This window comes from Candidatus Nitrosopumilus sp. bin_32a (assembly GCF_054095935.1).
This window is the reverse complement of the sequence record NZ_JBSWSN010000010.1, coordinates 15716-41405: the sequence shown is the minus strand read 5'-3', so window position 1 is coordinate 41405 and position 25690 is coordinate 15716. Positions and strand designations below refer to the sequence as shown.

At 31.0% G+C, this 25690-nt stretch carries 38 protein-coding genes; 9 read left to right on the top strand and 29 right to left on the bottom strand.

What is annotated here, in order from left to right:
• On the bottom strand, nt 1–441 hold a 441-nt coding region (locus tag ACW9XH_RS09795; protein WP_457760474.1), incomplete at its 3' end, for a hypothetical protein.
• 156 nt (nt 442–597) lie between these two features.
• On the opposite strand from ACW9XH_RS09795, the gene ACW9XH_RS09790 reads away from it, so the two are divergent.
• Together ACW9XH_RS09790 and ACW9XH_RS09785 are read left to right on the top strand one after the other, a co-directional pair.
• Nucleotides 598–978, top strand: coding sequence for a hypothetical protein (locus tag ACW9XH_RS09790; RefSeq protein ID WP_457760473.1), 381 nt, complete (start codon nt 598–600; stop codon nt 976–978).
• Nucleotides 978–1661: a hypothetical protein gene (locus ACW9XH_RS09785; protein WP_457760472.1), complete on the top strand. Its 684-nt coding sequence runs from the start codon at nt 978–980 to the stop codon at nt 1659–1661. The genes ACW9XH_RS09790 and ACW9XH_RS09785 overlap by 1 nt, the downstream gene beginning before the upstream one ends.
• 4 nt (nt 1662–1665) lie before the next feature.
• Here the strand turns inward: ACW9XH_RS09785 and ACW9XH_RS09780 are convergent, their stop codons facing one another.
• The 9 genes from ACW9XH_RS09780 to ACW9XH_RS09740 all read right to left on the bottom strand — a co-directional run bounded on the left by ACW9XH_RS09780 (nt 1666) and on the right by ACW9XH_RS09740 (nt 7087).
• Nucleotides 1666–2331, bottom strand: coding sequence for a hypothetical protein (locus tag ACW9XH_RS09780; protein ID WP_457760471.1), 666 nt, complete (start codon nt 2329–2331; stop codon nt 1666–1668).
• A gap of 18 nt (nt 2332–2349) precedes the next feature.
• Nucleotides 2350–2523: a hypothetical protein gene (locus tag ACW9XH_RS09775; protein WP_457760470.1), complete on the bottom strand. Its 174-nt coding sequence runs from the start codon at nt 2521–2523 to the stop codon at nt 2350–2352.
• 57 nt (nt 2524–2580) lie between these two features.
• On the bottom strand, nt 2581–2994 hold the full coding sequence (locus ACW9XH_RS09770) for a hypothetical protein (RefSeq protein ID WP_457760469.1): 414 nt from the start codon (nt 2992–2994) through the stop codon (nt 2581–2583).
• Nucleotides 2995–3049: 55 nt separating this feature from the next.
• Nucleotides 3050–3538, bottom strand: a complete 489-nt coding sequence (locus ACW9XH_RS09765; protein WP_457760468.1) for an acyl-CoA thioesterase — start codon at nt 3536–3538, stop codon at nt 3050–3052.
• Nucleotides 3539–3586: 48 nt separating this feature from the next.
• Complete coding sequence (locus tag ACW9XH_RS09760) at nt 3587–4918, bottom strand: UbiD family decarboxylase (protein WP_457760467.1); 1332 nt, start codon at nt 4916–4918, stop codon at nt 3587–3589.
• Complete coding sequence (locus ACW9XH_RS09755; RefSeq protein ID WP_457760466.1) at nt 4911–5252, bottom strand: proteasome assembly chaperone 4; 342 nt, start codon at nt 5250–5252, stop codon at nt 4911–4913. Before ACW9XH_RS09755 ends, ACW9XH_RS09760 begins: the two co-directional genes overlap by 8 nt.
• Nucleotides 5253–5269: 17 nt before the next feature.
• Entirely contained in the window at nt 5270–5728 is a 459-nt protein-coding gene (locus ACW9XH_RS09750; RefSeq protein ID WP_457760465.1) for a hypothetical protein, read from the bottom strand.
• A gap of 348 nt (nt 5729–6076) precedes the next feature.
• The gene (locus ACW9XH_RS09745; protein ID WP_457760464.1) at nt 6077–6655 is read right to left on the bottom strand and encodes a hypothetical protein; all 579 of its coding nucleotides are present in this window, start codon (nt 6653–6655) and stop codon (nt 6077–6079) included.
• Nucleotides 6656–6760: 105 nt separating this feature from the next.
• The gene (locus ACW9XH_RS09740) at nt 6761–7087 is read right to left on the bottom strand and encodes a hypothetical protein (RefSeq protein ID WP_457760476.1); all 327 of its coding nucleotides are present in this window, start codon (nt 7085–7087) and stop codon (nt 6761–6763) included.
• Between the two features lie 154 nt (nt 7088–7241).
• On the opposite strand from ACW9XH_RS09740, the gene ACW9XH_RS09735 reads away from it, so the two are divergent.
• A complete protein-coding gene (locus tag ACW9XH_RS09735) occupies nt 7242–7790 on the top strand; it encodes an Hcp family type VI secretion system effector (RefSeq protein WP_457760463.1) in 549 nt (182 codons plus the stop codon).
• Between the two features lie 88 nt (nt 7791–7878).
• Here the strand turns inward: ACW9XH_RS09735 and ACW9XH_RS09730 are convergent, their stop codons facing one another.
• Both ACW9XH_RS09730 and ACW9XH_RS09725 read right to left on the bottom strand, forming a co-directional pair.
• Entirely contained in the window at nt 7879–8220 is a 342-nt protein-coding gene (locus ACW9XH_RS09730; RefSeq protein WP_457760462.1) for a nascent polypeptide-associated complex protein, read from the bottom strand.
• Nucleotides 8217–8690, bottom strand: a complete 474-nt coding sequence (locus ACW9XH_RS09725; protein ID WP_457760461.1) for a PUA domain-containing protein — start codon at nt 8688–8690, stop codon at nt 8217–8219. Before ACW9XH_RS09725 ends, ACW9XH_RS09730 begins: the two co-directional genes overlap by 4 nt.
• 92 nt (nt 8691–8782) lie before the next feature.
• On the opposite strand from ACW9XH_RS09725, the gene ACW9XH_RS09720 reads away from it, so the two are divergent.
• The 5 genes from ACW9XH_RS09720 to ACW9XH_RS09700 all read left to right on the top strand — a co-directional run bounded on the left by ACW9XH_RS09720 (nt 8783) and on the right by ACW9XH_RS09700 (nt 13526).
• The gene (locus ACW9XH_RS09720) at nt 8783–9829 is read left to right on the top strand and encodes a PhoU domain-containing protein (RefSeq protein WP_457760460.1); all 1047 of its coding nucleotides are present in this window, start codon (nt 8783–8785) and stop codon (nt 9827–9829) included.
• A 55-nt stretch (nt 9830–9884) separates the two neighbouring features.
• Complete coding sequence (hflX, locus tag ACW9XH_RS09715) at nt 9885–11006, top strand: GTPase HflX (protein ID WP_457760459.1); 1122 nt, start codon at nt 9885–9887, stop codon at nt 11004–11006.
• The gene (locus ACW9XH_RS09710) at nt 10996–11529 is read left to right on the top strand and encodes a tRNA (cytidine(56)-2'-O)-methyltransferase (protein WP_457760458.1); all 534 of its coding nucleotides are present in this window, start codon (nt 10996–10998) and stop codon (nt 11527–11529) included. The genes hflX and ACW9XH_RS09710 overlap by 11 nt, the downstream gene beginning before the upstream one ends.
• 26 nt (nt 11530–11555) lie before the next feature.
• Nucleotides 11556–12071 (top strand): transcription factor, encoded by a 516-nt coding sequence (locus ACW9XH_RS09705; RefSeq protein WP_457760457.1) that lies wholly within the window; start codon nt 11556–11558, stop codon nt 12069–12071.
• 63 nt (nt 12072–12134) lie between these two features.
• Entirely contained in the window at nt 12135–13526 is a 1392-nt protein-coding gene (locus ACW9XH_RS09700) for an NAD-dependent succinate-semialdehyde dehydrogenase (protein WP_457760456.1), read from the top strand.
• Nucleotides 13527–13540: 14 nt separating this feature from the next.
• Here ACW9XH_RS09700 and ACW9XH_RS09695 read toward each other — a convergent pair whose 3' ends face one another.
• The 12 genes from ACW9XH_RS09695 to ACW9XH_RS09640 form a co-directional block, all read right to left on the bottom strand.
• Entirely contained in the window at nt 13541–13837 is a 297-nt protein-coding gene (locus tag ACW9XH_RS09695) for a hypothetical protein (RefSeq protein ID WP_457760455.1), read from the bottom strand.
• A 2-nt stretch (nt 13838–13839) separates the two neighbouring features.
• Nucleotides 13840–14397 carry a hemerythrin domain-containing protein gene (locus tag ACW9XH_RS09690; protein WP_457760454.1) on the bottom strand — a complete coding sequence of 186 codons (558 nt, stop codon included), beginning with the start codon at nt 14395–14397 and terminating at the stop codon, nt 13840–13842.
• A gap of 97 nt (nt 14398–14494) precedes the next feature.
• Nucleotides 14495–14767: a hypothetical protein gene (locus ACW9XH_RS09685; protein ID WP_457760453.1), complete on the bottom strand. Its 273-nt coding sequence runs from the start codon at nt 14765–14767 to the stop codon at nt 14495–14497.
• 36 nt (nt 14768–14803) lie between these two features.
• Nucleotides 14804–15460, bottom strand: coding sequence for a 2,5-diamino-6-(ribosylamino)-4(3H)-pyrimidinone 5'-phosphate reductase (locus ACW9XH_RS09680; RefSeq protein WP_457760452.1), 657 nt, complete (start codon nt 15458–15460; stop codon nt 14804–14806).
• Nucleotides 15447–16637, bottom strand: coding sequence for an amidohydrolase family protein (locus ACW9XH_RS09675; protein WP_457760451.1), 1191 nt, complete (start codon nt 16635–16637; stop codon nt 15447–15449). Before ACW9XH_RS09675 ends, ACW9XH_RS09680 begins: the two co-directional genes overlap by 14 nt.
• Nucleotides 16631–17383 (bottom strand): GTP cyclohydrolase IIa, encoded by a 753-nt coding sequence (locus ACW9XH_RS09670; protein ID WP_457760450.1) that lies wholly within the window; start codon nt 17381–17383, stop codon nt 16631–16633. Before ACW9XH_RS09670 ends, ACW9XH_RS09675 begins: the two co-directional genes overlap by 7 nt.
• Nucleotides 17380–17796: a 6,7-dimethyl-8-ribityllumazine synthase gene (gene ribH / locus ACW9XH_RS09665; protein WP_457760449.1), complete on the bottom strand. Its 417-nt coding sequence runs from the start codon at nt 17794–17796 to the stop codon at nt 17380–17382. Before ribH ends, ACW9XH_RS09670 begins: the two co-directional genes overlap by 4 nt.
• A 2-nt stretch (nt 17797–17798) precedes the next feature.
• Complete coding sequence (ribB, locus tag ACW9XH_RS09660) at nt 17799–18464, bottom strand: 3,4-dihydroxy-2-butanone-4-phosphate synthase (protein WP_457760448.1); 666 nt, start codon at nt 18462–18464, stop codon at nt 17799–17801.
• Nucleotides 18465–18541: 77 nt separating this feature from the next.
• Nucleotides 18542–19126: a riboflavin synthase gene (locus tag ACW9XH_RS09655; RefSeq protein WP_457760447.1), complete on the bottom strand. Its 585-nt coding sequence runs from the start codon at nt 19124–19126 to the stop codon at nt 18542–18544.
• A 91-nt stretch (nt 19127–19217) separates the two neighbouring features.
• Nucleotides 19218–19922, bottom strand: a complete 705-nt coding sequence (locus tag ACW9XH_RS09650; RefSeq protein ID WP_457760446.1) for a tetratricopeptide repeat protein — start codon at nt 19920–19922, stop codon at nt 19218–19220.
• Nucleotides 19923–19988: 66 nt separating this feature from the next.
• On the bottom strand, nt 19989–20132 hold the full coding sequence (locus ACW9XH_RS09645; RefSeq protein ID WP_179360687.1) for a hypothetical protein: 144 nt from the start codon (nt 20130–20132) through the stop codon (nt 19989–19991).
• A 69-nt stretch (nt 20133–20201) separates the two neighbouring features.
• A complete protein-coding gene (locus tag ACW9XH_RS09640; RefSeq protein ID WP_457760445.1) occupies nt 20202–20552 on the bottom strand; it encodes a response regulator in 351 nt (116 codons plus the stop codon).
• A gap of 57 nt (nt 20553–20609) precedes the next feature.
• Between ACW9XH_RS09640 and ACW9XH_RS09635 the strand changes: the two genes are divergently transcribed.
• A complete protein-coding gene (locus tag ACW9XH_RS09635) occupies nt 20610–21221 on the top strand; it encodes a transcriptional regulator (protein WP_457760444.1) in 612 nt (203 codons plus the stop codon).
• Nucleotides 21222–21237: 16 nt separating this feature from the next.
• Here the strand turns inward: ACW9XH_RS09635 and ACW9XH_RS09630 are convergent, their stop codons facing one another.
• From ACW9XH_RS09630 to ACW9XH_RS09610, 5 genes are all read right to left on the bottom strand, one after another.
• Nucleotides 21238–22092 (bottom strand): HpcH/HpaI aldolase/citrate lyase family protein, encoded by an 855-nt coding sequence (locus tag ACW9XH_RS09630; protein WP_457760443.1) that lies wholly within the window; start codon nt 22090–22092, stop codon nt 21238–21240.
• Between the two features lie 7 nt (nt 22093–22099).
• Nucleotides 22100–23179 carry a zinc-binding dehydrogenase gene (locus tag ACW9XH_RS09625; RefSeq protein WP_457760442.1) on the bottom strand — a complete coding sequence of 360 codons (1080 nt, stop codon included), beginning with the start codon at nt 23177–23179 and terminating at the stop codon, nt 22100–22102.
• A 40-nt stretch (nt 23180–23219) separates the two neighbouring features.
• On the bottom strand, nt 23220–23501 hold the full coding sequence (locus ACW9XH_RS09620) for a DNA-binding protein (protein ID WP_457760441.1): 282 nt from the start codon (nt 23499–23501) through the stop codon (nt 23220–23222).
• A gap of 7 nt (nt 23502–23508) precedes the next feature.
• Complete coding sequence (locus ACW9XH_RS09615; RefSeq protein WP_457760440.1) at nt 23509–23961, bottom strand: 30S ribosomal protein S19e; 453 nt, start codon at nt 23959–23961, stop codon at nt 23509–23511.
• A 112-nt stretch (nt 23962–24073) separates the two neighbouring features.
• Nucleotides 24074–25672 (bottom strand): hypothetical protein, encoded by a 1599-nt coding sequence (locus ACW9XH_RS09610; protein WP_457760439.1) that lies wholly within the window; start codon nt 25670–25672, stop codon nt 24074–24076.
• Nucleotides 25673–25690 lie beyond the last annotated feature (18 nt).

Sequence of the window (25690 nt, the reverse complement as noted above, 5' to 3'; positions counted from 1 at the left end):
TATTGATTCAGGTAGTAATTCTAATTCTTGAGGAAGTTCTTCTGCGGAATCTTTTGGTAGTGAACCTCTAGGACTTGAGGGTGGTTCTGGTTCAGTTATTGATTCAGGTAGTAATTCTAATTCTTGAACTGATTCCGTAAACGAAGATTCTCGTAAATCTCCTAGATAATCTAATTTTACTTTATTTTTATCTATACGAATATACGGATTACCTTTAATTGAGAAAGTTTGAAGTTTGTTACCTTGTTTCCAAGAATTTTTCCCACTGTAAATTGTAATGTATACTAGTCCATTCTTTATATCAGAAGCAATTGTTAAACGATCAACAGGTTCGCCTTTGGTGATTCCTTTATCAGTATCTTGGTGTCTTGTAGCTATTGAAATTAAATGTTCAGAATTATAGCTAACTTCTGAAATTAGGTAATCAGCCCATTTCCTCATTACAAAAAATAATAATTAGTTTCTACTAATTAAGCAATGATTTTTGAAATGGAAAATTAAAAAAGTAGATTTTCAAAATAAGAGTAAAAATATAGAAAATGTATAGAAATAGGCATAAAAAATAGGGTTATAATCAGCATCATGTAATTGGAATAAATGGAGATTTCTATTGAACCGTGGAAAAAATTGATCATACATGAGGTAATAGAGTACAAGTTTGAAGATTGGGTTAAACAAATAGCATTTAGTACACGATCATCTGGAGGAGGAATTCCTACAATGCAGTGGACAAATGGGGTTGTTTTCTCTCCAGCAAATTTCCCAACAACAAATTCTACAGTAGATGAACAATTGAAAGGTACACTGCATTGGTCATCAGTATCATTTGCAATTAAAGAGAAATTTGAAAAACAGATTGTTAAAGAAAATGCCACAATAAATTTAGTAGATGTTAGTGTAAATGAGATTTTTAAAGAATTGGCTAGTAGTTTAAAATTACAATCAAAATATGCGAATTCAGAATCTAATACAGTATAATGAATATTGAAGAACTAATAGAAAAATGTGAAATTGTTTTAAAACAAATAAAGCAATATGATCCTGATCCATTTTATGTAAATTATTTTTTTGATCAATACATTAGTTTAAGAAATAAAATAATTGCAGGTATTTTTGAAGAGGCCAATAGAGATTTTGGATTATTTTTAACAGAACAAATTACTGAAAAAAACTTTTACAAAAAAGCAAAATTAAAAAACGATGAAAATGCAATTAAATTTTCTGAATGGTTTAGAACAGAATATGTTGAAGAACATAAAAATTCATATCCGAATTTTATGAGAGAAATATGTGATTTTAGAAATAAATTTAAAAAATTACCTCAAATAAAAATTATGATTAGAGCATCAGATAGATACAAAGATGACATTAATCAAGAAATTAAAGTTCAATTAAGTAAAGAGAAATTACACTCTAAAGATGAATTAGAAATTGAAATAAAAAGACAACTGCCAATTTTTTTAGAGATTATTAATCATAAAAGATATGAAAAAAAGGAGCCTAAAGTTGATGAAAATCAAATCATTGCATCCACATTTCTAGATATTGGAAATCATAGAGATATTGAGATTTTTTATGCTGCTAAAATTTACATTCCAGTGATGAAACGGTTAGTTGAAGAATCAAGGAAAAAAATTAAAGATTTGACTAGAAATATTTGAGAATTTAATCAGATAATCCAAAAATCGAATTTTCTGATTTGATTTTGATTATGGGTAAATATGAATAACCATGATCAAAATTATCTGAAAATTCTGGATCTTGGCCCTGATTTCCTTGATATTTAACAAAATGTTGGGTAGGTTCTGAATCTAATTTAATGTAATTGAAATTATAGTATACCTCATCCATTTCAAGAGAAGTAATGTATCCCATCACCCAAGATTTTTTGTAAGGTAACGCATAAAGTACAAGATTTTGTTCTTCTGGAAATTCCGGATCATATGTTAATCGAGCTAAACTTCCTAAATCCTTTACCGGTATCGGATGAAATTGATCAGACATTTTTTTTGATTTTACAGGTAAAGGTGAAATTTTAGATTCCATATGAACAATAGGAGCATATTGAGAATTTGTTTTTGTAGATTCAACAACATCACAGATTTCTTTTCCAGAATTAATTTGATATGAAACATATCTTCCAGATTTTGACATTGGCACATAAAAAATCAACAAGGTATTTGCAAGGGTTAAACTACTTGAAATAATTCTAGTACCGTCTAGTTCTTGAGAATAAATTCGCTTGGGATACTCTTGTAATGCACATGCAAATCTTGCTAAATCGTCAAAGCTAGATAATTCTACATAATATTCATTTTGAGTAATCGACAACAAAAAATTCTAAACTCATCATGGTTTTATTCTTTCCACATTTTGATAATTTTTTGTTTGTAATCTTTTTCTATCAAAATATTCCATGATAAAATGAAAAAGAATTAGTTTACCAAAAACAATCATAGAAATCAAAGACAGTACATACTCTTCTAAATGAAACAAGTATCCTGTAACGCCTATTGCAGTCATAATCTCTAATCCAGTACATGTACAAAAAAAGAGAAATTTTTCTCTCAATTCAACAATTTATTGTGATTTTGGCCACATTGAAGTCCATGTTTCGGCAAATTTTTTCATCATTTCACCGTAAACGTTCATCTGTTCTAAACCAGATGAGCTGAGAGTTTTTTGCCAATTTTCAGCAAATTGTTTGAAAGCAGATGCATTAGTGTCATTAAGAGCCTTTTGCCAATTTTCACTAAATTCTTTGAAAGAATTCATTCCAACATCATTGAGAGCTTTTTGCCAATTTTCTCCAAATAATTTCATGGTTTCAGCACTTGATTCAACATTTGCTTTATCCCAAACACCATTAAATTTGGATTGCATATCTTTACTTGCATTTTGAATTTGCTCAAAAAGAGTTTTCCAATTTTCAAGTGATTTTGTATATTCTTGCCACAATGAATCCCATTCATTATTTTTTGTTTGATCTGACATTAACTAAAGAGAGTTTTCATTATTCTTAAATGGATCTATGAAGATATCGCACGGATTATTTTTGACGATTTTTTAGTCTAGTATCCATTCGAATTTTACCTTCTTCGAATTTTTGTCTATCATCATCTGTTTTTAAAGATAATTTAGGAACAGGTGTAGGTTTTCCATTTTTATCAAGAGCCACAAATGTTACAAAAGCAGTTCCAGTGACAGTTCTAATTCCGGTTACAATATCTTCAGCTTCGGCTTTGACTTCTATTTCCATCGATGAATTATGGATATAATTTATCCTAGCATTTAATGTAAGAACATTTCCAACAAAAACAGGTTTCAAAAAATTTACACTATCCATAGAAACCGTAACTGCATTTGATTGACTATGACGTTGAGCAACAATTCCTGCCACCATATCAATATGTTTTAAAATTTCACCTCCAAAAACATTTCCTGCAGGATTTGCATCTGAAGGAAACATTCGAACAATTACTTCAGCATGAGATTCTGAAGGGCTTTTTTCTCGCATATTGGAGCTTTCTGATGACATTTTTTACCTAATTATTATTCTCAATTTAATTGAATCAGTTGATTCTAGTCATTTGAAATATTTTTCGAGTTTAATTTTATCGATTTTTGGGATTTTAGCTAACTCGAATCCTTCTGGGCGTTTAGAAAGAGATCTAGTTGCATCAATGCCCATTTTAGCAGTTTCTAATTTTTGTTGATTACTTGACGGATCCAGACTAGAGCCACGAACATTTTTGAGAATAACTAGATCCTTATCAGCTTGAAACCTTGTAGCCATCGCATACTCTACAGATTCAGCATTATTTGGATCAATGTCTTCATCAACTATTGTTACTTGTTTCAATGAACGATGAGATTCAAATGTTTTTTTAATAATTTTTTTAGGATCTGAATCATTTTTCTTTTTAATTTGAACTACTGCATGTAGCCAGTTGCATCCACCGTTTGTCATTGAAACTTGTTTTGTTTGAGAAAATGATTTTTTTAATTCTCCATTTAATTTTGATTCAATAGGCATTCCCATCAACAATCTATGCTCCGAATATCCAGATAAGACATCATGAAAAATCGGACTGTTTCTGTAATAGAGATTTTCAAGCTCAAAAATAGGTTGAGATCTTTTATGATCATATGTCTGAAGCATTTCAACCATCCATTCTGGATGAGTTTGATCACGAAGAATTTTTCCTTCCATAACAAATTCAGAGCCAGATGGAACGTTCAAGCCTGTAAAAGGAAGTTTTGCTAAAGTTAATTTTCCACCTAAAAGTGAATTTGCAATATCAATCTCATCTTTTCCCCAATCTGCTTGGTATGCACCAGCAATTGAAATTGCAGGATGGACACCTACAGTTATAGCAATTTTGAGATCTTCACCATGTTCTTTGGCATCAGTGAAACATCTATGAAGATGACGACCCTCAACCATTCTAATAGACAAGTGAGTTTTGTCAATTGGCATCATTCTGTGAAATGAAGAATTTTGTTTTCCAGTTTCAGGATTTTTAGCATATGCTATGGATGATGTGATAAATGGACCAGATTCTTTTTCAAAATGAGTAACTATAGGCATAGAAAGTAGGTTTTTTGACTTGTTTTCCATGAATTTTCCTGAAGAAACAATTTTAGGTTTTTTAGCTTTTTTAATTGCAGAAATTACTTTTTCATGAATATTGTATTCTGTACCACCAACAGCGATTGCGAATCGTTTTCTAGTTCCAACTAAATTTGCAATTAATCTAAAATCACTTTCTTTTATTTTTTCAAACAATACAGCATTGGAACCATCAACCTTGGCAGTGATTCCAGCAATTTCATATTTTGTTGAAACAGTTGATTTTACAGTTTTGAGTTCATTTATTTTTTTAATTTGGGAAATGTAACTTCTTAAATCACTCATTCTCAATCATATCCATAATCTCAGACATTAAGCCTTTTGCTGTATTTGATTCTAAAGGTTTTTGAATAAAAGCAGAAACTAGAGCAATCCCTCTCATACGAGTACTAATTCTTTCAGAAATGAGTTTTAAAAAAAGAGATTCCGATCTGGATGGAATAATAGTTGTCGTAATTGGTGTGGGTCCAGTTGCCAATGAAACTACCATAGAACCTAATTTTTTGGAACCTTCAGTAACTGAAATAAAATAACCATTTTCAAATTTTTGAATTTGTATAAAAAAACTTCGACTCTCCAAATTTACCATTTTATGGAAAAATCCATTTGGAGGGGTCAATGAGCTACGAACAAATCTTATGCTTTTATTGCTATTGTTTCAGTTTTCTGGGAAGCAACTACTTCAGGGTTTTTCTTGCAATTCTTCTCATGTTTATCTGGATAAACAAAGAGTTTTTCACAATGTGTGCATGGAGTTTTTTCTTTAGTTTTTGCTTTAGCTTTGGATTTTGTTGTTTTTGCTTTAGCCGTTTTGGCTTTAGATTTTGCTTTAACAGTTACTTCTTGAACTTCTGATTCAATTTCAGTAGCTGCTGCAGCTTCCATAGAATCAGCCTCAACTCTAGCACGTAGTTTTGCTTTGTATTTCAAATTACGTGGTTTGGTTCTTAATCTATATCCACAACATGGACACCAAAGTCCTTCCCATTTGATGAAGATTTCACAAATTTGACATCGACGTTGTCCGGAAGCATATCTTCCAGTGCCTACAGGCTTTTGAGCCTTATATCTAACACAAATTCCTTTACAAGTCATCTTGGTAATATCATATAGAATTCATAACTATATAAGGATGGATCGATAAAATATGTTAAAAATAACAATAAAACTTGAAATAATTTCGTATTTTTAGTCGATCAAAATTATTATTTTCAAAAAAAATAAGAAATCTTAAATAAATATGTATAGCTGATTCTAAAATATTATTTTTTGAAAAAATTACACATAGCAATATAGATGTTTTACCAATAATTTCAATTTTTTTGAATAAAATATAAAAAATTTAAATATTTTCATACTTTTATCATTATCATATAATCATAACATTGAAAAATATTCAAATTGTTAAAAAATTTTTAGATTTATCAATTAAAATCATATTTTCTAACCTGTAATTGATAAGGGAAGAATTGAATATCTAATTCCTTCTCGCTGAGAAATATATTTTGCTGAGAGCATGTCTCGTTTGCCTCTTTGATTAAAATTTTTAATTTTCATACTGGTTTTTCGTTCATCTATAAATTCCAACTCAAAAGATGAACAAAATTTTAGATTAAGCATTGTTACAATTTGTTTTGCAACATGCATATTCCCATTTCCAATTTTTAGAATTTTTCTTTTTGCCCTAAGACCACCTAAAATACCAATTATATGAAAAACTAATTCTTCAATAGAATTATGAACTGATCTCTCAATTTCTGTACCATAGTAAAATATTGATAACCCAATCCTCTGACCTGGATCAATTCCTAAAATTAGATTTTCTTCTTGAAAACTAAGATTAAGTTTTTGCATCATTACACCTCTAAATACAGTGGGATGATGCTCAAGAATGTCTTCATGAAGTAAAATTTTTTCACATTTTTTAGGAGATTCTTTTTGAGTGGTAAGTATCAAATGGCCAGAATAGTCTTTGATTTCTTCTGGCAGTATAGAATCAAAAGATAAATGGAGACTTTTCAAATAAGTTGAAAATCTATAATATGGTTTACCATAAGTAGTAGCAATTCCAATACGTGAATTCTGTAAGGGATCGATAATTTAGGAAATAGATTATAAGATTTAGGTTTACGCCTTCAAAACAGTTGACACTACATGTTTGACTGCTTCATTAAAATTAGCATCAATGTTTGATTGGATTTCAGATAATTTTGCATCGCCCTCTTGAGCAATTTTTGCAGATTCAGAAGTGGCCTTGTCTTTGGAAGCATTAATGATAATTTCGGCCTCTCTAGTAGCCATTTCACGAGTTTTTTCTAGTAAATTATCAATTTCAGTGACAGTCTTTACAGATAGTTGTTTTTTCATATCTCCAACTTTACTAATTAGAGAATCTAGATCATTTTCTAAAGCATTTAGAGAGGTAATAATTCCTGTGACTTTAGATTCAGCCATACTACTCATTGTGTTCTAAATTGGATAATCCATTACTTAAATCATTCATTTCATAGGCGTGATCTATGCCTAAATCAAAGATTTTAGAGTAAATGAATTTCAAATATGAGAATTAGCGATTCGTTAAGAAAGCCAATACTCGTTTCGTGATTCAATGACTCAGAAAACTTTATTCGCGTTACTCGCAGTAGGAGTACTCTTTGGTGGAATTTTAACCATTGATGATGCATATGGTGCAGTATTTGCAAAATATGATGGAATTGATGGGGAATCAAAAGATGCAAATCATGACAAGTGGATTGATGTTTTATCCGTTGATTGGGGCATGCACAAACAAAAGGCAAAAAAAAATAGAGCCGCAACAAATGTCATTGAAGATATGACACTAACAATAGAATATGAAAAAGCATCTCCTAAGATCTTAGAAGCAGCATTTCAAGGTAAAGTAATTCCAAAATTAGAGATTGAACAAACCTCAACCTATGGTGGAGCAAGAGCCACATATTTGAAATATGAACTTACCAATGTATTGGTGACTAGTTTTCAAACTAATGCATCAGGAAATGATGAAGCAGGGCCTCCAACAGTCGTAATAGGAAATAATTTCGAGGAAATCAAAGTCACCTACACAGAATTTGATGATACTGGTAGTTCAAAAGGTAACGTAGAAACTACTTGGAAAGTTGAAAAAGGAGAAAAATAACCTCCCTCCATTTTTATTTTTTAAAATTTAGAATCAAAACATATTGTCAAACCATTCATTTTTAGGCACAAGAATATGATATTTTAAATCATCCTGTTGTTAGTAGTAAGATAGCTCGTGCAAGATCACCTTCAGCTTCTTCTAAAGCACTTTTGGCCTTTTCTTCATCAACACCTGCTTGTTGGCTAACAAGCTGAATATCTTCTTCAGAGTAAATTGGAACTTCCAATTCTCTTTCTTCATAACTATCAGCAGTTACTGTAAAAATTGAACTATCTTTTGCTTTCATTTCAGTGACAGAAGGTTTCGAAATAATGATTTCTTTTTTGTCAGTTTTAATTATCACTTCTTGAACATTGGATAATTCATTCATATCCAAACCCATCTTATCCATCATTCTTCGCATTTCGCGGTTTCCTCCTCGCATCATGATCTTATTTCCTCATTACGACTTTTTAAACTATCTCTGACCTTTATTGCTACACCTCTATCAAAATCAGAAATCATCTCAGATGATAAAATTGCTTTACCAACTGCAATTACCTTATTTTTGAACAACACAGGGGTATCAGCTGATATTTGCACATTTTTTCCACATGAGATTACATGTTTGCAAAATACTGATCGGCCTTGTTCAACATACGGAGCAGCCTCAGAATTTATCTCAACACAATTTTCTTTAAATTTTTTATTTTCCAACAATATTTGGGCAAAATAAGTACTAATCGCCAGACTCCCATCAATTCTCAAAGTACATAATAATTTTTTTTTATGAAAAACGGTTCGTATTCTACCAGTTTTTCTGGAAAAAGTCATTTCAATATCTTTTGGTAAGAATTTTGATGTGCCATTTCCAAATAATGCATCAAGAGAATATTGAAGTTTAAGGATATGATCCAATACTCGTAGTAGAATCTTTTCTAAATATTAGTTCAGTGCTAGGCTATATTCTAAGGATCAAACTATATAGAATAAAATTTTCCCTTTAGATTATGGAAGATATGGGAGAAACTAGAAAAATTCAGTTTACTGGAAAATCATCATACATAGTTTCGTTACCAAAACAGTGGATTATGGAACTAGGCCTCAAACAAGGAGACCAGATCAGAATGGTCCGAAAAGGTTCATCAACATTAGAGCTTTATCCACCAAAATTTGAATCCCGAATTCAGAAAAAAGAAGATGCAACCATAGAAATTGAAGGGGGAGAAGAAGCATCATCAATTGTTAGAAAATTAATTTCGTTGTACTTTTTAGGATTTAAAACAATTAATGTAAATCCAAAAAACGGTAGATTGAGTGCTCAACAAAGAAACTCAGTGAAAGAAGCAGTAAAACGAATGTTAATGGGTTCTGAAATAATTGCCGATTCTATTGGAGGCATAACAATACAAGTTCTCGTCAATTTATTAGAATTATCAGTAGATGGTGCTTTCAAGCGAATGCTTCACTTGGCAAAATCAATGTCAAGTGATGCAATTTTAGCTGTAAAAGAAAATAATCTAGAATTAGCTCAAGAAGTTATCAATACAGATGATGAAGTAGATAGATTTGGATTTTATATTATTCGACAATTAAAGATTGCAATTCAGAATGAACATATGCTAAAAGAGATGGGTTTTAGAAATGCTAGAAATTGTTTAGGATATAGACTAATTGTGAAAAATATAGAGAGAACAGGAGATCATGCTTCATTTATTGCTAAAGATCTAATTGAATTTAAAAAACCTGTAAAAAAAGATATTTTGCAAAAATTGGAGGAAATGAATGAGTTTTGCCTGTCTGTCTTAGATGATGCATGTCTTGCATTATTCAAAGAAGATTACTATCAGGCTGAAAAGACCATTGCAAAAATTGATGAAATTACTAAATTTGAGAAAAAAGTAAGAGATGCTTCAAAATCATTAAAAGGCGATGAAGAGATTTACAGGGTAAGAAGAATGACTGAAAATATTCGAAGAGTTTCAGAATATGCTAGTGATATAGCTGAAATAGTTTTGAATATGAATATAGAAAAAACACTAAAAAAATCAGATTAAATCAAAAATATGTCCAATACAATTATCTTAGATCCAATTAAAAAAATGAATTAGAATGAAATCTGCAATTTTAATCACATATGATCAAGAAGACTCGATAAATGAGGCAAAAGGGTTGTGTGATGCAGCAGGATATGAGGTAGTCCACGTCATAACACAGGATTATCTTCAGAAACCAAAGTATGGCATCAGTGGTGGAGTATTGGAACAATTACAAGAAATCGCAGATAAGTTAAGACCAGATGTCATAGTATTTGATGAGATTTTAAAACCAAGTCAGAACTATAATCTTGCTACAGAATTACATAGAGAAGTATTAGATAGAGAAGCATTGATTCTAGAGATTTTTGAAAGTAGAGCTTCAGGTGCAGAATCAAAATTGCAAGTAAAATTGGCACAGTTAAGATATGAAATGGCAAGAGCTAAAGAAAAAGTCAGACTTGCAAACATGGGTGAACAGCCCGGATTTATGGGCATAGGAAAATTTGAGGTTGACGTGTATTATAATGACATTAAACATAGAATGCAGACAATAAGATCAAAGCTCGAAAAAGCTGGAAAACAAAGAGAACTTCACAGACAGGGAAGAAAGAGAATGGGATTCAAGACAATATCACTTGCAGGCTACACGTCTGCAGGAAAGACTACGTTGTTTAACAAGACTACAGGTGAAACAAAAGCTCAAAGTAAAGAACTTTTCACAACTCTTACTACAACCACACGAAGAGTTATGATAGATCAAGAACCATTTTTAATTGCAGATACAGTTGGTTTTATCAGTAAACTACCAGCTTACATGATTGATGCATTCAAATCAACACTAGAAGAATTAAGACATACTGATGTAATTATTCTGGTAATTGATATCAATGATTCAATTTCTGAATTGAAAAAGAAATTTTCTAGTTGCATGAGAACTTTAAATGAATTAGGGGTAGAACAAGATAAAATAATTTATGCTCTGAACAAATCAGATTTATTAAAAAATGAAGAGATTAAACGAAAAGTTGAATATCTTAATTTAACTGAAAATAAAAAATTGATTTCAGTTTCTGCAAAAACTGGGAAAAATATTACACAATTAAAAGAATTAATCAAAGGAATTGTAGAAAGTCAAAATTTTCATAAACCAAAAAATAATTCATGGGAAGGAGCAGATAAAACATTTGGTAATTGAAGTAGTTAGAATTGGACAACGTCTAGTTAGGGATGACAGGGTAACAACACATGTTGCACTTGTTTCAAGAGGATTTGGTGCAGAGCGAATTTACATGACTGAGGTAAATCCTGAAATTAAAGATACTATTGAAAAGATCAACAATACGTGGGGAGGTGATTTTGAGGTAGAATTTATTGAAAAATGGAAAACAATTGTAAAAAAGAAAAAAGATGAAGGATTTAAAATCGTTCATCTTTCAATGTATGGTGAAAGTATTAACAAGGCTCAAGAAAAAATTCGAGAAGAAAAAAATCTGCTAATTGTTGTGGGTGCTGAAAAAGTTCCAAGAGAAATTTATGAGTTGGCAGATTATAATGTCGGAGTTGGCAGTCAACCTCACTCAGAAATTAGCGCTTTAGCAATTCTTTTAGATCGTATTCAAAAAGGTGAGCAATTTGAAAAAGAGTTTCCTAATGCAAAAAGAAAGATCATCCCTACCAAAAATGGCAAAAATGTGCAAGTAAACGAAACAAGGGATTAATAGTAGAAAATCCGAAGTCATTAGAGTTGGTAGACAAATACGAAGACCCTTTTGTTAGAATTGCTTCAATGATTGGAGGAGATGAATATCTCAAAGTAGCAAGATCTCTTCTCAAAGCCGAAGATGCTACTGATGAAGAAATTGCAAGTTCCACAGGTCTCAGAATCAACATGGTAAGAAAGGTATTGTATGATCTATTTGGAAAATCCCTCATTACTGGAATTAGAGTTAAAGACGAAAGAAAAGGATGGTTTGTTTACAGATGGAGAACCAGAAGAGAGGAAGTAGAACATTTTATTGAAAATCAAAAAAAGAAAATCGATGAAAGATTACAACAAAGATTAGATTATGAAAATGCTTCAGATTTCTATCACTGTGGAAACGAAGATTGTCCTAGAGTAACATTTGAAAATGCTCTTGACGGGATGTTCAAATGCCCATCATGTCAAAATGTTTTGAATCTAAAAAAGAATGATAAATCAAGAAAAGCATATCAAAAGAAAATTGATGAAATCAAACAAGATATGCAACAGACATTTTGATTAGGCTGAAAATTTTGAAAACCAGGTTACTAGAATAAATAGGAGAAAACCTTCGGAATATCCTTGAGTCAAATCACTACGGTAAATCCAACTACTGGTGAAAATATTGCAAATTATTCTGCAATGGATAAAAATCAAGTATTTGATTTAGTAGGAAAAGCAAAAAGAGCGTATCCAGAATGGAAAAAAGATTATGAAAAACGCAGAAGTTACATTTACAATTTAGTGGAATATCTAAAGAAGAATAAAACAGAACTTGCAAAAGTAGCTACAACTGAAATGGGTAAACCACTCAAGGAATCAATTGGAGAGGTTGAAAAATGTGCATGGGCTTTAGAATTTTATGCAGATCATGGAGATAGTTTTCTTTCTGATGAAGTATTAAACACAGATGCAAGAAAGAGTTTTCTAACTTTTGAACCACTTGGAGTTATAGGCTCAATTATGCCATGGAATTTTCCATATTGGCAAGCATTAAGATTTGCAGCTCCTTGTTTAATGGCAGGGAATGTAATTGTTATGAAACCATCTAGAGTAACGATGCAATCAGGTATTGAAATTGAAAAAGCATTTACCGAATCTGGAATGCCTGATGGGATTTTTCAAACGGTGGTTGGGAGTGTAGAATCTGCAAATCACCTCATAGATTCGGATGTGAATGCAGTTACTTTTACTGGTAGCACTAATGCAGGTGCAAAAGTAGGTGAGAGAGCTGCAAAACATTTGAAAAAATGTGTTTTAGAATTAGGTGGAAGTGATCCTTTCATAGTATTAGATGATGCAATTATTGAAAACGCGGCAGAAGGTGCCGTTAAAGGTAGATTCATCAATTGTGGACAAAGTTGCGTTGCATCAAAAAGATTTTTTGTTGGAAAAAATATTGCAGATGAATTTACTGAGTTATTTATTAAAAAAGCATCTCAGCTCAAAATAGGGGATCCAATGTTAATTGAAACGGATATTGGACCATTATCAAGTAAAAGTGGTTTGGAAACAATTTCTGGAATAGTTGAGGATGCAAAAGAAAAAGGTGCTGAAATTCTTCTTGGGGGTTCTGAAATAGAAGGAAAAGGATGTTTCTATAAACCAACAATTTTGACAAACATTAAACCAAATATGAGAATAGCACAGGAAGAAACTTTTGGACCAGTAGCTCCAATTACAATTGTTGAAAATGAAAGTGAAGCAATAAAATTAGCTAATGACAGTGAATTTGGTTTAGGTGCGAGCATTTGGACAAAAGATCTTGCTAAAGCAGATAAAATGTCTAGACGAATTGAATCAGGAATAGTTAGTGTAAATAATGTAGTAATTTCAGATCCGCGAATTCCATTTGGAGGAATTAAACATAGTGGATTTGGAAGAGAATTATCAAGATATGGCATGTTAGAATTTGTAAATTTAAAATCAGTTAGATTTTATGACAATTTAACACATCATCATTATGTAGAATAGATTATTTTAGAAATTCAGTCCTCTAAATCAGAATCTTCATTTTCCTCTAAATCATCCTCTTCATCATCACATTCCTCTAATTGAACATGTGTCGGATTTCCATCATCGCCAAAGAAAATCTCAATGCAGATATCGGTAGCTAAAGTAGGAACCAAAATTTCAGCAAGATCCTTGGGAAAATTTCCTAATCTATTAGGATCTGATGAATATCTATAAGTGGTTATTTCATCTTCATGATAAAAATCAAATTCAATATCACCGTGAGTAAACTTTCTCACAGCAATTACTTGACCAAAAATGCTAGAGGACAAATCTAGCTACCTTGTTGAGAAACATCTTTTGTAAGATTTTCTGCTAGTTGTTCATAATGTTCCCTAGTTTTTCCTATCTCATCAAGTTTTGATTTTTCAATTTCATTAAGTTCTTTGTCAACCTTTTCTGAAACATATTGTAATCTTGCTTCTGCCATCATGAATAATTTATTATTTTCTTTCCACAAATGCTCAGTGATATGTTCAACATATTGTTGCATGTCACTTATTAATTTTGTAGAATCACCTGATGAAAGATATTCTTTTGCAGACAATTCCATGTCTGCACCGATTTCTCGTGAACGTTGATGATCAATTAACATCATAGCGATAGGACCCATATTGGTCGGCAAACCAGCTTGCTCTAAAGCTGGAAACAGAGATTTTTCTTCTTTACTATGATGACAAACATCTGTAAAGTTTTTTGAAAAATCAATTACAGGTAATAATATTGATTCAGGAATCTGTGTACCATTATTTAATAATTGAATAGTAGATTCCATTGCTTTGATAACTTTTTCTATCAATTCGTGATCGCGTCTTAATGATGTTGTAGACATAATTAGTTAAAATTAAATCCAATATCTATATCTTATTCATTTTAAAAAATAATTAAAAGATAGAAATTAGTTAACGATGATTCGTTAACTGGGGGTTTTATCGGTTAGAAAGGCTTTGTGATTTTACAAATGCCCAAATCTTTTTGGTCATTTCACTTGGTGCGATTGGTTTCTTACCAAAGACTTGTTCTACGGTTTCAGAACGTCCTGCAAAACTAATTGCATACCCACCAAATGCTGGTTTTTTAGATTTTGATTTAGCTGCTTTCTTTTTTGGAGCTGCTTTCTTTTTTGGAGCTGCTTTCTTTTTTGGAGCTGCTTTCTTTTTTGGAGCTGCTTTTCTTGTTGTAGTTTTCTTTTTTACTGCCAATTTCTTGTAATTTTATTTAAAATAAACTATAATAACTTACACTTTTTGATAATTCAAAACAAGATGATTTTTGAGCCTCTTGATAGATTTGAGTTGAAGATGGGGAGATTTAGAAATTTTATCAAATCCAATTCCTTGAACAAACGATATGGAATCATTCCCTCCAATTACAAATGGAGAGATAGTGATAATCAATTCATCAAAAAGATTTTGTTTAATAAATTCCCAATGCACTGTTCCACCGCCTTCAACCAATATTGTTCTAATTTTTTGCTTTGAAAGTTTTTTCAATAAAGATTTGATGTTCACAGACTTTTCTCCAGTAATCATAACTTGAACTGGAAATTTGTTTAATTTTTGTAAATTAGGTTTTGTAATTTTTTTTGATACAGCTATTATAGTTGGAATTTTAGCAGATGTTTGTAAAATTTTTGATTTTATAGAGATATCACCTTTAGAATCCAATATTATCCTGATAGGGTTTTTTCCTTTAGTATAACGTACAGTTAACAAAGGATTATCTCGCATTAGAGTATTTTTTCCAATAATTATTGCATCTACTTTTGTTCTTAGTTTATGTAATCTTTGAAGATCTTCATTAGAAGAAAGTTTTGAATCTCCTTTCCTAGTAGCAATTTTACCATCAAGAGATATTGCTGCACTTAAAATAATATATGGCTTATATTTTTCCATGTATTATTTTTCCTCCAATCATTACAGCCTTTATTGCAGATTCAGATGCTCTATGTACAATCGATGCATGAGGATCATGCATGGGTTCTAAATCTAATGCATGTTTATCTAAAAATATACAATCAGCAATTTTTCCAGATTCAATACTTCCAATATTTTTATTCAAAATTTTTCCACCGTTTACTGTTGCCATTTTAAGAATTTCTTTTGCATCAATTCGTTTTTTATGCAACCCCATAGTTACTTTCCAAATAAAATCCATTTCTCTAAACATATCAGGAGAGTTTATCATCACATTATCTGTGCCTAAAGCTAGAAGACAACCAGTTTTTTGCATTAAATCAATATCAGGAATTCCTTCAGCAAGAGATGAATTAGCTCTAGGACAAATAACAATACCCCTTGTTTTTTTAGATGCCATTTGAAGATCAGATTTTGATGCATATGTCATGTGAACCAAAAAATCAGGTTTTAGAATTAGAGCTCTAATTGTTTCTGATTTACCAGTGACTTTTTTTGATTGAGTAATACTTTGTTTAGTTTCAGAAGAATGAATTGCTCTGATCTTTGATATTTTTGAATAATGATTCAAGACTGAATTGCTATTTTCATTTGCACCACTGATGCCAATTCCATCACAGTTTTTGAGTAATTCAACTAATTCCGAAGATTTTGTACTTGGAAAGGGAGAATTTTTCTTAATTTCTTTAGAATCATGATAAAATTCCATTCGACCTAAAATAATTGAACGTAAAGGAAGATCTTCTAGAACTTTTTTTAATAAAATTACGCCATCTAATCCGCCCTCTCTAAAATCTACAAAGGTAGTAATTCCTTTTCTAAGCATTGAATGACATGTATTTTTCATAAAATTTCCTAAAATCTCATTTGACGTATTTTTTAGAATTTTTGATTTTACTCCAAAAACAGGATGAATTTTTTCATCAACTGTGTTGTTTAAAAAAATATCTTTCCCAACTGAATCTCCAATATGGGTATGGGCATTGATAAATCCAGGTATCATCAAAAGTCCTTCACAATCTAGAGATTCTTCTTTTGGAATTGGTTTGATTTTGGGTTGAATTTTTTTAAATTGATTATTTTGAATTCGGATATCAGTATTTGAAACAAAATTTAGATCTTGACCAGTTAAAACACTGATATTTTTAATTAACATGATAATTCATAAATTTCAGGTTTTTCTTTTCCTGAATCTCGAATTTCGCGTATAGTATCGAGCGATTTTGTGGCCAATTTTACTGCCTCTCTACCAGTGTTTGCATTACCAATTCCACAGTTCAATAAAATTTCATCATCATTTTTTACAATATTGATAAAATCTTGAACAGATTGTTTTGCTTCGTCATTTGATACTACCATAAAGTTATCACCGCCCATAAAAAATGTGAGAGAGTTTTTTTCTAAAAAGAATTTAGACATTTTTGAATACAATCCAAATATTATTGATGAAATTTCATATGGCGAATTGTTTTTTCTTCTCGATGTAAGATCATCAACATCTAAGTGCATTATTGAAACTTTAAAATCAGATTCAGTATAAACAAAACCAAAAATATTATGCTCAGTGCTTAATATAATTTTATTTTTCTTTCCTTCATATGCTTTTAGATTTGCTTCAAAAGGAGAATTTCCATAACCTATAGATATTGTTAATCCTACTTCAAATAATTTTTCAAGGGTTTTTTGGATTTGAATGTGATCATCTAAACCTAAACCATTTGAAACTACAAAAAATTCATCTGCCCTATTAAGAAAAACTATACAGTTTTTTTCAGAAAATAATTTTTGTACTTCCTTATAGATAGATGCTTGAAGCATTTGGAGTTCATGTTCTCTATCACTACCAAGAGTCAGCGTCCAAGGGCCATATTCTGTAATTTTTAGGATACTTAATTGAATCATTTTTGAATCCTTTTTAATTCATCAGAAATTTTTACAACAGCCTCTACAGCTCGTTCTGCAACAGGTCTAATTCTAGCATAAGCATGTCTTTCAAGCATTCCAGGACCTGAAATTCCTAAAGAAACAGGTTTTTGATATTTTAATGATAAATCTGTAAGTGCTTGAGCTGCTGCATGAGATATGACCTCATCATGTTTTGTTTGTCCCTTGATGATAGCACCTAGAGTAACTACAGCATCAACATCTTTTTTTTGTAATAATGAATCCACTATGATAGGCATATCATAGGCTCCTGGAACCATACAAGTATAAGAGATTTTTAATTTCATTAAATCTGCTTTTTCTTTGGCAATAGCAAGCATCCTAGATGTCACTTCTTCATTAAATTCCGAAACTACTATTGCTATATTCAATACTAGTTCACCTTAGCGTATTCTAAAAGCTCTTTTCCATCAATTAATGGAATTCCATTTTGTTTTGCAAATTTTTCAGCCTTATCCACCGATAACGCAGTGTAAGTTTCAGCATCCATCATTTCACATATTGCAGTCACAGGAGTTAAACCTGCTATTTGTGCTAAATAAACAGACATTTCTGTATGTCCCTGACGCGCAGCTAACAAACCTTTGGATGCAATCAATAAAGGAACATGACCAGGGGTCTTAAAAGATGATGCAAATTTTTTCTGCTTGTTTTCAACATTATAGATTTTAGCCATCTCATTAATTGTTAGTGCTCTATCTTTGTCAGTAATTCCGGTGTATGTTTGATAATGATTTACAGATAACGAAAAAGTTGGATGATCACCGTATGGTGCCAATCCCATTATCATCTCTTTATTTGAAATTGAAGATTCAGCAAGAATTTCATGCATATATTGTAAATCAAGAGATGTGGCAAAATTATTTTCAATTGCAATGCATAATAATCCACCAGCATGTTGACGCATTCTTGCAACATGTTCAGGAGTTACAAATTCTGCAGCTACTACCATGTCAATTTCATTTTCTCTCCCAGCAGAATCAAATAATAGAACAAATTCTCCACGTTTCAAAGATTGTAATGCAGAATCAAGAGACATAAGAAAAAATTTCTTAATCTAATTATAAAGTTTACTAAAAAACTGGTAATTACCACTAAAATTGTAGATAATTGGCTTTACTTTAAGATGTATTTTCCAAGAATGTCAGTTTCAATATTAACTTTATCGCCTACTTTTTTTGTATGAAAATTTGTTACCTCAATTGTGTGAGGTATCAACGATACTGATGCTAGAGAATTTTTAATATCAACAACAGTTAAACTAATTCCATCTAAAGCAATAGAACCTTTTTTCACTACAAACTTGGATAATTTTTTTGGAACTTCAAACCAAACTTGAACTTCTTTAGGTTTTTTTAGAATTTTTCTAATAATAGCAACGCCATCGACGTGACCTAAAACAAAATGGCCTTCAAGTCGATCACCTGCTTTCAAACTACGTTCAATATTTACAATTCCTCCAATTTTTAAATTCCCAAGATCAGTTTTTTTAGTGGTTTCTTCAATCATTTCAAAAATACAACTTGATTTAGAAAGCTTAGTAGCAGTAAGACAAACACCATTCAGAGCAACACTTTGTCCAATTTTTAATCCCTTTGCATGTTTTCCTAAATTCACAGTCATTTGTATAGCACTTCTATTCTTTGTATTTTTAGAAATTTTTTCTACTTTGCCTATTCCTTCAACAATTCCAGTAAACATGAAATTATCTATGAATTATATCTATAAAATTCTTCACCATATTTAGATATGGTAATTTATAATGTAAATAGTTATTTTTTACTTTAAAAATTTATTCAGAATTTGATGTCTTAAATTCATCATTACAAAATTGGTGAAAGACAGAACATTTATTTTTTTTAGCATTATTTTTAATTTTTCCCATATCTTTATTGAGAATTCCTTGGGCAGCTAAAAATGCATTATCATCCATACCTAATTTTTCAAATAGTCTTGATTTTGCAAGAGGAAGTTCTTTTAATTTTGGATCAAGTATTTGAGCTCTATCGTAATAATCAATAGCATCTTGATAATTTCCCAGATGACTTAATGAAATGGCCTTATTCATTAAAGCCGTAATATCATTTGGATCTATTAGAAGTGATGTATCATAACATTCAAGAGCTTCTTTATGACGATTTAATTCGTTAAGAGACAAACCCATGCTGTTTAGTGTCCAAACATCCTTGGGGTTAGTTGAAAGAATTTGTTGGCATAATTTTAAAACTTGTTCGTATTGTTTTAAATTTTCAAGAGCAAAAATCTTATTTTTCAATGCATAAGTATCAGAGTTTTTTATTTCTAAAACCCTATTACAATAATCAATGGATTCTTCATATTTTTCTAAATAGATTAAAGATAATGAAATGTTTTGTAGAGCAACCATATCATTTGGAATTTTTTCTAATAATCCCTTACAATAGACATACATCTCCTGATATTTTTTAGCATTAAACATCCTAGTTATTACATTTGAAGGATCAAGAAGATCTATCATCTATAATTTAATGAAATTTCATTATTCTTTAATCTATTCTAATTAAATAGAAATTTAAAAAAAAGATTATTTCAAAACTTTACGAAGTGTTTCGTTCAAAACTTTTGAATAACTATATGATGACTGCTCTTGTTGAATCAATTTTGCTTGACGTAGTCTTAGTTTTTTATCAAGATCCTCATCAATCATGATCGTTACACGTTTACTCATATCTATCAAAAATATTGTATGAATTTTACAATATAACATTATATGAAAAGTTCCAAAAATGGGAAAGTTTTAGTTTTTAATTATAGAGATTACTTGGTCCATTTTGAATGGTTTTTGAATAAGAGGAATGTTTAGTTTTTCCAACTTTTCTTCAGTCGTGAAACTTCCATCGGCAGTTACTGCAATTATTCGTGCATCAGGATTGATCTCTTGAATTTTTTTAATTGCATAAAAACCACTTCCATTTGGCATATTAAGATCAATTAAGACAACATCAGGTTTAGTTTCTTTGTATAATTTAACAGCTGTAATTCCATCAAACCCACTACCAACTACATTGATTTCATGTTCTTCAAGAAATTCACTAAACAACCTAACTGTGTCTTCATCATCATCAACTACTATTACTGATTTAGTCATACTAGTCATAATACAAAGAGCAGTGCTTTAATATTTTCCATCGTTTACAACTGATGTATGGGCGGTATTGATAGAATGCTTGGATCTTCACTATCATCTGAAATTAAAAAAAATCTAGATTTAGAAATTTTGAAAAAGACTGAAAGAGAATTATTTTTGGAACATGGTATGTCAATAAAATTATCAGTTGAACATTTTAATAAATTTTCTAGTGTTCTTAGAAAAAATTCTTCAATGGATGTTAATAAATTTGAAAAAGATTGTATTAATAAAATTATCAAAGTGAAAAAGAAAGATGATAAATTTGTAGTAACTATAATTAATTCTAATTTAGGGGATTTGATTATAGAGTTATTTGGAGATACCGAATCAAGAAAAATTATTTCTACTCTATTAGAAAATGAATATACAATTCCTCAAATTCTTAAAGAGTCAAAAGTTCCAAAAACATCTGGATATAGAAAGATAGAAAATTTGATTTTAAATGGTTTAATTATTGAATCTGGAAAAGTACTTAGTGAAAGTAAAAAAATATCTAAACTGCAATGTATTTTTGAGGAAATAAAATTAGATATTAAAAAAGATAAAATGGAAATTGTTGGAATTGTAAATAAAAAAATATTTGAAAAAAGTTCTAGTATGAAATCAATTATTGCGTTATCCGAATAGATTTAACTAAAAAAGATTATTTTATAAGATCAAGAAGAGCTTTTGCCTGTTTAAAATGCACTTCATCTATCATTTTTCCATCTACAGTAGTTGCACCTTTACCTTTCTTAGTTGAATCAAGATAAATTTCACATACTTTCTGAGCCCACAATATTTCACTTTTGTTTGGATAAAATAATTTATGGACTACAGGTATTTGATCTGGATGAATGATGCTTTTTCCTGTATACCCCAAACTTTTTCCGAGTTTACAATCTTTTTCTAATCCTTTAGAATCTTTAAGATCTTGCCAAATAGAATCAATTACTGCGACTCCTGCAGCATGTGCATCTACAGATATTTTTCTTCTAGAATATTTTTCCCCCTCAGAATCTTTTGTGTACTCTACTCCTAAATCATTTAACAAATCAAATACACCAAAAACTACTGCTGATACACGTTTTCCAAAAGATGCAATATGAAAAGTATTCACTACTCCTTCTGCAGACTCGATAGATGGTATAACCTGGATTGGTTTTAATTTTCTAGTTTTTTCTAAATCTAATAATAATTTTTCAATTTTTCTCATCTCTTTTACATTATTTACTTTGGGAATTACAATTCCATCAATCCCTTTTTGTACAATTTCTTTAAGATCAGAAGGAATTTTTCCTGAATTTGGAGAGTTTGTTCTAACAAAAACTGAAGATCTGTAGGATTTTCTATTTCTTAATGCGGATTTGATTAGTTTTCGTGCATTTGTTTTTTCATTATCTGGCACAGAGTCTTCTAAATCAAAACAAACAATATCAGCTTGGAGTGTTTTTGCTTTTTCTAAGAATCTGGAATTATTTCCAGGGACAAAAATAAGACTTCGAAAAAGCTGAGTCATTAAATGACTAAACGCCCTCTGGCTTCATTAAGATTTTTCCGAACATTCCTTTTCCGGTTAACATCTTTGTGTGAGCCTCGGCTGCTTGCTCAAAGGTATAAGTTGAGTCAATTGCTGCTTTAATTTTTCCTTGACCCATCCAATAGAGTCCTTGTTCTAATTCGGCTTTAGTTCCTTGTGTTGAACCCAAGATGTTAGTTCCTTTGAAGAACACATGTCTAAGATCAGTCTTTGCATTGTAACCAGTGGTTGCACCACATGAAACAAGGGTTGCACCGTACTTTAACAATTGTAGTTGCTGATTCCAGTGGGTTTCACCAATGTGATCAAACGACAAATCAATTCCTGGTGCTTCGCCTTTCTTTTTTGCAAGTTCTTTTGAAATCTTAAAGACTTCTTTACTCCAATCTTCTTTTCTATGATCTACTGCAAAATCGGCTCCAAGTTCTAAACATTTGTCTAGTTTGTCTGGACTTGCAGTTGCAATAACATCACAATTGTATAATTTTGCAATTTGAATTCCAAAGCTTCCAACTCCAGAACCACCACCCATAATCAAGACAGTTTGTCCAGGAGTAATCTTGGCTCTGCCAACTAGCATATGCCATGAAGTTAGAAGGGTCATTGATGCAGCTGCTGCTTCATCATATGATACTCCTTCAGGAATTTTTGAAACATTCACTTCAGGAAGATGAGTTACTTCTTGGAAGGCTCCCCAAGTTGGACCAGTTTGAAATCCCCAAATGGTTCTCTTGATACAATCAAATTCTCGACCGTCAGTGCATGCTCTACAAACTCTACATGACATGTTAGAGTGAGATACTACTCTATCTCCAACTTGAATATTTTTAACATCCTCTCCAACTGCGATAACATCACCTGCAGCATCAGAACCTGATACATGTGGCAATGGAACTGCAACTGGGACTCCACGCATTCCCCAAATATCATTATAATTCAGGGCAGCAGATTTTACTGAAAATACTACTTCGTCTGATTTTGGTTTTGGGTCATCTATATCCTGGACTTTGAGGATTTTAGCATAATTATCATCTGGTGCATATTCATTGTATACAACGGCTTTCATGATAAACAGAAGTTCTTTCTAAATTTATATTTTTTCGGCATTAAACTCGATTTATCTTAAAATCTCGTTTTGGTTGTTGTGTAGAGAGCAAAATTTGCTTTAATTGCTCATCAGAAATTTGACCTGGGATTTTTCCTTGAGTTGCCATACCGATCAAATATTGTTCAACCATCTCAGATAGTTCAGGTTTTACCATTTTGATGTTATTTAGTCTCATTCTAGCTTCAGGCGATAAGACTTGTTTTAGGATTTGCTCTTTTTGTGCAGCTAATTCATGATTTGTGCTATCTACAGGAGGTTCGTTGGATTCTGGAAAACTCATTTTGAATCTAAGAATATATTTTCAATTGTGGGGTCTCAACAATTAGTTCTTTAAGAATTTCAGTTGCTAATCTATCTAGTTTTTGCATTCCTTGTTTAGAAATTATACGTCCTTTCTTCTCAACTTTTTCTAAATATCCAAGTTTTTCTAATCCTTGAATTGCATTACGAATAATTGCACCGCCAGCATCTTTGTGATGTGCTGCCCCATATCCAGATGGTTTACCACCACCATAATCATTTCGTAAAGCATTAATTCCAATTGGACCATTAAGGTAAATTTTTCTCATAATTGAAGCACATCTTGTATGCCACCATTCTCTATCTTGAGGAGGTTTATCTGCATGAGCACCAGTTTTCACAAAAGGTATCCAAGAAGGTGCAGGAATATCTTCACTTTTTAGTGCTGCAGATAGTCTTTCTATCAACACATCTGCTGGTACATCGTATACCTTTGCCATAAAGTCAAAAACTCGATAATCGTCTTATAAATCATTGAGATATTGTGTCAAGTTTGTTCAACATATTTCAGCGTAAATTTTTAGATCGGAGTAAGAATTTTTGAATTTTGGATTATCTAATAATTCCCTGGCTGATTAGAAATTCTATCCCCTTAACAAAATCCCTTTCCGAAATTAAACCATCTGACCACCAGCCTGCATTATTTTTTATCCAAGATGGGATTTCCTTAGATTCTGTTGATTTTGATTCAGTCACAGGAATAGTAATTATATTTTCATTAATTAAAAATTGAATTGATTGAATAAATTCTTCATCGCCAATAATTCCAGATGCCCACCATCCTGCATTATTTTTTATCCAAGATGGAACTAGTGTAGTTTTTTCTTCTTTTACAGATTGTGAATTAAGACTAAAGTTGGATTTTGATATGAAAAACTCTTCAAAATTAGAAGAATCACGACCAGTTAGAATTATTTTTAATTCGTGTGAGTCATCAGTTGGAATCAAAATAGATTCCTGATAAATTCCATGGGGTGCTAAAATGCCCAGATATTTTTCAGAATCTCCAATATTTGACCAAATTTCTTTTCCAGAGGAATCACTAATACTATATGCAAATAAAATGTCTCTAGCAGGATTTTTGTTTTCATCAAAGAAAGAAAACGTAAGGGGGATTTTTTCGCCAGATTTTAATTTAGAATTCCATGATACATTAGCAACCAGATTATTTTCAAATATTAAATCAATATCATTGAGATCAATTTTTTGCCCGGATAAAATTTCTATTTTTACTGTATTGTTGTCATTCATTTTATTTTTGATTTTCATTAATTCTTCATGAGGAATATTTATTCTAATGGTATTTTTGTCAGGATTTGTAATATCAAAATCAAAATGATTGTCTTGAATTTGTATACCATCCAAAAGAATATCCACATCATATCCTTGCTTAAAAGTTAAAAAATTCTTTTCCAAAAATACTATTTGATTAATACTGGAATCATGTTTATTTTCATTCCAATTATAGACAATATCATATGAAATTTTATTTTTTGATTCATCATAACTAAAATTTGAAATTTCATCATTGTAAGATTTTATAGATATCGGAAATTCTTGAGCATTGGCAGTTTTGATAGAAAAAATTTGTTTTTCTGGAAGATGTAAGAAAGTTTCAAAGAGTAAATCTTTTGTAGTCATTGTTTTTGGATTTGTTGCACCTACAATAGAAACATGAATGTTGTATTGTCCACTTTTGTCAAAAACAGGACCTTGAATTACAGGCAGTGAGTCACCTCGAGCAAAATAGGCTCCAGCTATAGCATGTTTTTCACCATAATATTTTGTACATTTCCAGAGATTTTGATCTAGACATCCAGATGTAGGTTTGATTTCTAAATCTAATTTGCCATCATCATCAAAAAAATATTCATTAGCAACGAGAACATCTTCATGAAAAATTTGAACTCTATATGTGACACTCTGAATGTTTACATTTGTGTCACTATCAAAGAATCTGATAGAAAGATTGGCGCTTTTAGAATCTCCATAGACAAAATCACTAGGAGTCATAATTGCAGTCAGAGCTACTCTTAATCCGTCAAAATCTATAGGCGGGGCAAGCGACCCTGAATGATGTTGAGCATATGCAGGAGTAATCGAAATAACAAATAATCCTATTAAAATTAATAAAAGAAATTTTGGAATCACAGTTCTAGATATTTTGAA